The organism is Halomonas sp. (assembly GCF_014859505.1).
Lineage (GTDB): Bacteria > Pseudomonadota > Gammaproteobacteria > Pseudomonadales > Halomonadaceae > Halomonas.
In genome coordinates, this window is sequence record NZ_JACUUD010000146.1 from 1 (window position 1) to 6,131 (window position 6,131).

General features: G+C 64.6%; 5 protein-coding genes and 1 pseudogene. 5 read left to right on the top strand and 1 reads right to left on the bottom strand.

Annotated elements, in window-relative coordinates; translation table 11 throughout:
* Positions 1-68 precede the first annotated feature (68 nt).
* A complete protein-coding gene (locus IBX53_RS13990; RefSeq protein WP_290910348.1) occupies positions 69-914 on the bottom strand; it encodes a FadR/GntR family transcriptional regulator in 846 nt (281 codons plus the stop codon).
* Between the two features lie 267 nt (positions 915-1,181).
* Here IBX53_RS13990 and IBX53_RS13995 point away from each other — a divergent pair, with 267 nt between their 5' ends.
* The 5 genes and pseudogenes from IBX53_RS13995 to IBX53_RS14015 all read left to right on the top strand — a co-directional run.
* Entirely contained in the window at positions 1,182-1,847 is a 666-nt protein-coding gene (locus IBX53_RS13995) for a DUF1028 domain-containing protein (RefSeq protein WP_290910351.1), read from the top strand.
* 239 nt (positions 1,848-2,086) lie between these two features.
* On the top strand, positions 2,087-3,349 hold the full coding sequence (locus IBX53_RS14000; protein WP_290910354.1) for an allantoate amidohydrolase: 1,263 nt from the start codon (positions 2,087-2,089) through the stop codon (positions 3,347-3,349).
* A gap of 52 nt (positions 3,350-3,401) precedes the next feature.
* Entirely contained in the window at positions 3,402-4,814 is a 1,413-nt protein-coding gene (locus IBX53_RS14005; RefSeq protein ID WP_290910357.1) for a YfcC family protein, read from the top strand.
* A gap of 115 nt (positions 4,815-4,929) precedes the next feature.
* Positions 4,930-5,868, top strand: a complete 939-nt coding sequence (locus IBX53_RS14010) for a glutaminase (protein WP_290910359.1) — start codon at positions 4,930-4,932, stop codon at positions 5,866-5,868.
* 150 nt (positions 5,869-6,018) lie between these two features.
* A pseudogene (locus IBX53_RS14015) lies at positions 6,019-6,131 on the top strand (alkene reductase); the annotation flags it as partial.

Here is a 6,131-nt window from a genome sequence, read left to right on the forward strand (position 1 = left end):
GCTCCTTGGTATCGATGGTGGGAAGCCTATCACGGCGGCCGGGGCGGCCGAAGGCGGGGAAGGGCAGCTCAGGGCGGTTTTCCGCCATGCCTTCTCGCTTCGGCCTCGGTAAAGTCGGTGAGCGCCAGGTATTCACGGCTGGGACCGGTAGTCGATTCCGCGTCGGCCTTGAAGAAGGTCTTCTCAAGCAGCGCCTCGCGCTCCTCCATCAGGGCCTGGGCCGCCTGCATATGGTCGCTGACGATCCGGCGTGCGGCCTCGTTGTCTCGCCGCCGCAGCGCTTCGATCAGCTGGCGCTGGTAGTGGTAGCCGCGCTGGCGAAGCTCCGGATTCGGCTGATCATAGATCCGTTGGCAGACGGTCATGCTCATCAGCAGGCGAATGGGGAAGCGGCACATCAGGGCAAGCAGCGGGTTGGGGCAGTAGTCGACCAACACGAGATGGAATTCCAGCTCCTTGATGCGCTGGATGCGCTCCTCCTCGAGCGACGCCGGTGGATGGTCATAGTAGCTCGTCACCGCCTCGAGGCGGGTCAGGGCCTCGTCATCCAGGACGCCGTCCAGGCTGGTCACCAGGGCGGGCCAGAGCGCCTTGCGCGCCTCGTAGATGTCATGGATGGTCGGCGGCTTGAAGAAGAAGTAGTTTCCCAGCAATTCCATCGCGCGATCGTCACTGACCTCGCTGATGAAGGCGCCGCCGCCGGGGCCCGTGCGGGTCTGGATCAGGCCCTGAGCTTCCAGCCCGCGCAGCGCCTCGCGGATCGTGCCCTTCGAGGCATCCAGCGCCTCGATCAGCTCCGGTTCCTGGGGCAGGCGGTCACTGGGGCTGAGACCATGACGGGCGATATACTCCTTGACGGCCTCACCGATCACCTCGGTGCGCTTGCGGCGGCGTGGCTGACGTGCTCGCTTCATGGGACTCCCTGCAAGTGGTCGAAACGCGCCCCGGCCCAGAAATCCTGTGCTGGGACAAGGCATGCTGCCGATCGATCATCCACAGGCCTGGCGAGGATGTCCACTCCCTGCGCTCGTGGGCAGGCGGTGGTGGGAGGGTCGGTCACGCCGCCCGCCGAGGCGCTAGGCTGACGCTCACCCTGTTTTGTCATGATAAATTCTGTCCGACGGCCTTGTATCACCGTCTAGCCATTCTCCCAGCCCAGTGAAAAGCTAAGCGAGTTCCTAATGACCTTCAGCCTGATTGCCCTGGATACCGAATCAAAGACCGTCGGCGTGGCCTGCGCCACGGGCGGCCCCGCCCTCTGGGGCTTCGTGTCCCACCTGTTGCCCGGGGTCGGTGCCGCCATCACGCAGGGCTTCAGCACCAGCGTGATGGCCGCCGAGCAGGGCCTGGCGCGGCTTTCAGCGGGGGAGGATGTCGCCTCGATCATGGCCGACCTGCAGCGTCGGGACCATGGCGAGGCCTGGCGGCAGGTCGCCCTGATGGACTGGCAGGGGCGTGTCGCCGGCTGGACGGGAGATCAGAACGTCCACGTCGCCAGTATGCACCTTGAGTCGGGACTGGTGGTGGCAGGCAACATGCTGGCCGGCGAGGAGGTGATACCCGCGATGGTGGCGGCCTACCGGCACGCTCGTGATGAGGTGGGCCTGACGGAGGCCCTGCTCGCAGCCTTGCTGGCGGCACAGCGCCATGGGGGTGATCACCGCGGGACCCGCTCGGCGGCCCTCAAGGTGCGTGCGCCCGGCGGGCTGCCCCTGGACCTGCGCATCGACGAGGCCGGTGATGCGGTGGCCGAGCTTCTCGCCCTTCATAACCGTATCCAGCGCGACACCGAGTTCCAGGCGTTTTTGAAGCGCCTTCCCACCGCCGATGATCCCCATCGCCATTAGTGACGCATCGGACACGCCGATTACGACGTTGGAGGGCTAGACAAAGGTCTAGCCCTTCTCGTTGGTGGCAACGCCCAAGCGACTGCTCTTGCGGAAATTTTCTTATTGCTGGTGGTTTTCAGGCAGCTACCGCCGGCTTGCGGCGAGTTGACATGGGTGAAGCGGGTCACCTAGCCTAATTTATCATGATAAATAGACGGGCCGCCCTCGGGCGTCCTCCCAACAGCGGTGAGGTGACCATGACGTTTTCCCTGGATCAGGCAGGCCGACAGGCGTGGGAGTGGCTGGAAGCCGCCTCGACGTTCAGCGAGACCCGAGACATCGCCCGCGAAGGAGTGACCCGCCAGTGTGCCACTCGGGAGCACCGGGACGTGCTCGAGGCGCTGACCGGATGGATGGAGGCGCTGGGCATGTCGGTGCGGCTCGACAATGCCGCCAACCTGATCGGGCGCCATGCCAGTGGCACGCCTGGTGCCAGGACGCTGCTGGTCGGCTCGCACCAGGACACCGTCCCCAATGGCGGCAAGTACGACGGCATGATGGGCGTGATCCTGCCCCTGGCCCTGATCAAGTACCTGCAGGAATACGACATTGCGTTGCCATTTCACATTGACGTGGTGGCCTTCAGTGACGAGGAGGGGACCCGCTTCAGCTCCACGCTGCTGGGCTCCAAGGTGCTGGCCGGCACCTTCGAGCCCGAGATGCTCAAGGCCACCGACGATGAGGGCGTAACGCTCGAGTCGGCGCTGAAAGCCTTCGGCTGCGATCCGGCCCGCATCCCCGAGGATCGCTACCGTCCCGAGGAGGTCATCGCTTTCCTCGAGGCGCATATCGAGCAGGGGCCCCAGCTGGAGCAGGCCTCTCTGCCGGTCGGTGTGGTCAGTGCCATCACCGGGATCGAGCGGCACCAGATCACCGTTCGCGGCATGGCCGGCCATGCCGGCACGGTGCCGATGTCTCTGCGCCGCGATGCTCTGGTCGGCGCCGCCGAGGTGATCCGCCATGTCGATGCCCTGTGCAAGGGGACCGACGACCTGGTCGGCGTGGTGGGCAAGATCGAGAACGCGCCCAACGGCGTCAACGTCATCCCGCAGACCACCACCCTGAGCATCGAGTTGCGCTCGCCCCGGGACGAGGTGCGCCGCCGCGCCAGGGAGCAGCTGCTCGAGCAGATCCGCGTTTCGCTGGAAGCGCTGGACCTGACCTTCGACCACGCCCAGACCTACGAGCAGTCTGCCGTGCAGTGTTCCCCCTGGCTGACCGCCACCCTGGAGGAGGCAGTGAAGGACAGCGGTATCACGCCCCGCGTGCTGTTCAGCGGTGCCGGCCACGACGGCCTGGCTATGGCGGACCTGTGCGACATCAGCATGCTCTTCCTGCGCTGCCGGGAGGGGGTCAGCCATCACCCTAGCGAAGCCATCGAACCCGAGGACCTGACGGCTGCCGTCGAGGTGCTCGCCCATGCATGCCAGCGGCTGGCTCGCCGCCAGCCCCAGGCATGACGCCTTTCCTCCACCATTCCAACAAGATTTGACAACGACCCAAGGGTTTATCATGAGCCAACAACAGCAACAGACCAGCAAGGCGGCCGCCCCGGCGGAACGCAAGTGGTACAAGCAGGTGCCGGACCCCATGGTCCTGATCTTCCTGATCCTGGTGGCCGCCTACCTGATGACCTTCATCGTGCCCGCCGGCGAGTTCGAGCGACAGACCGTCGACGGCCGCACCACGGTGATACCGGGCTCCTTCGACTACCTGGCGGATGTGGCGAACCTGCACATCTTCAGGATCTTCGTGGCCATTCCCGAGGGGCTGATCAGCGCCTCCCAGTTCCTGTTTATCGTGTTCATCGCCGGCGGGCTCTTTCACATCCTGCAGCGCACCGGGGCCCTGGAGAACGCCATCGGGGTGGCGGTGCACAAGGCCGGTGCCGAGGACAGCGTCAAGAGCCGCAACCTTATCATCGCGGCCGGCACCTTCATCTATGGCTTCTTCGGCGTGGCCGTGGGCTTCGAGAACAACATTGCCTTGGTGCCGATCGGCGTGCTGATTGCCACGGCCATCGGCTGCTCACGCCTGGTGGGCGTGGTGATGGCCGTGGGCGGCATCGGCATCGGCTTTGCTCTCTCGCCCATCAACCCCTACACGGTGGGCGTGGCCCAGGGCATCGGCGAGCTGTCGACCTTCTCGGGCTGGTGGTTGCGCACCCTGATGGTGCTGGCCTGCCTGGCCACCCTGACCGTGTTCATCTGCCGGTACGTGGTCAACATCGAGTATCACGACGACCAGCCGGCGGAGCTGACCAAGCAGCTCAAGGACTACACCCTGACCCGCAGCAACCTCATCACCCTGGGCATCTTCGTGACCGGCCTGGTGATCATGCTGGTGGGGGTTTTCACGCGGGGCTGGTATATCAATGAGATCGCCGCCATGTTCCTGCTCATGGCGATCGTCATCGGCTTCGCCAATGGCCTCGGGGCCAACGAGCTGGTGAAGCAGATGATTGAAGGGGCGGCCTCGGTGACCGCCGGCGCCCTGGTGATCGGGGTCGCCGCCTCCATCCAGGTGATCCTGCAGGACGCCCAGATCATCGACACCATCGTCAATTCGCTGAGCACCCTGGTTGGCGACATGCCGGTTGCCCTGGCGGCGGTGGCCTCTAGTGTCATCCAGGGCGTGATCAACCTGTTCGTGCCCAGTGGCTCGGGTCAGGCGCTGGTGACCATGCCTATCCTGATTCCGCTGTCGGACCTCATTGGCATGAGCCGCCAGCTGATGATCACTGCCTTCCAGGTGGGCGACGGCCTGACGAATCTGATCGTGCCGACCTCGGGCGGTACCCTGGCCATGCTGGCATTGGGCAAGGTCTCCTATGCCCAGTGGCTGCGCGTGATCATGCCCCTGATGGTACTGATCTACGGCATGTGCTGGATTGCCCTGATCGTCGGTCACTACGTGGGCTACTGAGCGGGGACAGGTCTCGATCAACCGCAATCGGCTCGCATGGCCGATCCAGGGGCGGGCTCCGACGGGCTCGCCCCTGGCATTTCTCCACCGCATCACCTGCGGAGAGGCTCATCACATGAATGCCCTGGTCGACAACAGCGCGGCAATTGTCCAAGCGCTCCGGGAAATCCATCACCATGCCAGTCGGTCACCCTCGACGGGCAAGGTCGCGGACTATATTCCGGCTCTGGCCAGCGTGGATGCCAGCCATTGCGGCCTCGCCTTTGCCACCTTGAGCGGCGAGGTGCATGCCGCTGGGGATGCCGAGCTGCCGTTCTCGATCCAGAGCATCTCCAAGGTGTTTGGCCTGGTGCTGGCAATGCAGCGCATGGGGGATGAGCTCTGGCAGCGGGTGGGCATGGAGCCCTCCGGCCAGCCGTTCAACTCCATCGTTCAACTGGAGTGGGAGCATGGCATCCCCCGCAATCCCTTCATCAACGCCGGGGCCCTTCTGGTGGCCGATACCCTGGTGTCGCACTTCTCGTCGAGCCGCCAGGCCTTTCTCAGTTTCGTGCGGCGCCTGGCCGGCAGCGAGCGCTGCGTCGTCAATGAGGTCGTGCTGGCCTCGGAGACTCGACACGGCAGCCGCAACGCCGCCCTGGCTCACCTGATGAAGAGCTTCGGCAACCTCGATGCCGAGGTGGAGGAGGTGCTGGCTCACTACTTCTTCCAGTGCTCGCTGGAGATGAGCTGCAGCGAGCTGGCGCGCAGCCTGCTGTTTCTGGCCAACCGCGGCGTGCATCCGCTGAGCGGCGAGCAGGTGACCATGCCGCGGGATGCCCACCGCGTCAATGCCATTCTCTCCACCAGCGGCATGTACGACCAGTCTGGACAGTTCGCTTTCTCCGTTGGCCTGCCGGCCAAGAGTGGCGTGGGGGGTGGCATCATTGCCATTGTCCCGGGGCATGGGGTGATCACCGCATGGAGCCCGCCGCTCAACCGTCATGGCAACTCCACGCGAGGGCTTGCGATGATCATTGAACTCGCCGGTCGACTGGGGCTGTCTATCTATTAGATGGCCTGTTGAGGGCCGTCATAGCGGCAGGTTATCTGGCCCATGTGTCAGCTTTTCTGACAGCGTTCATTAACAGGCTTACGATATCGGGCGCTGACCTCCATACGTGGCCTGTCATATGGCATTCATCTTTCAGCAGGAGGCCTCTCGATGCCTGATACATCGCTTCTCACCCCGCTACAGCTGGGCAGCCTCAGCCTGCCCAACCGCGTGATCATGGCGCCGCTGACCCGCTCGCGCACGCCGGACAGCGTGCCCGGCCC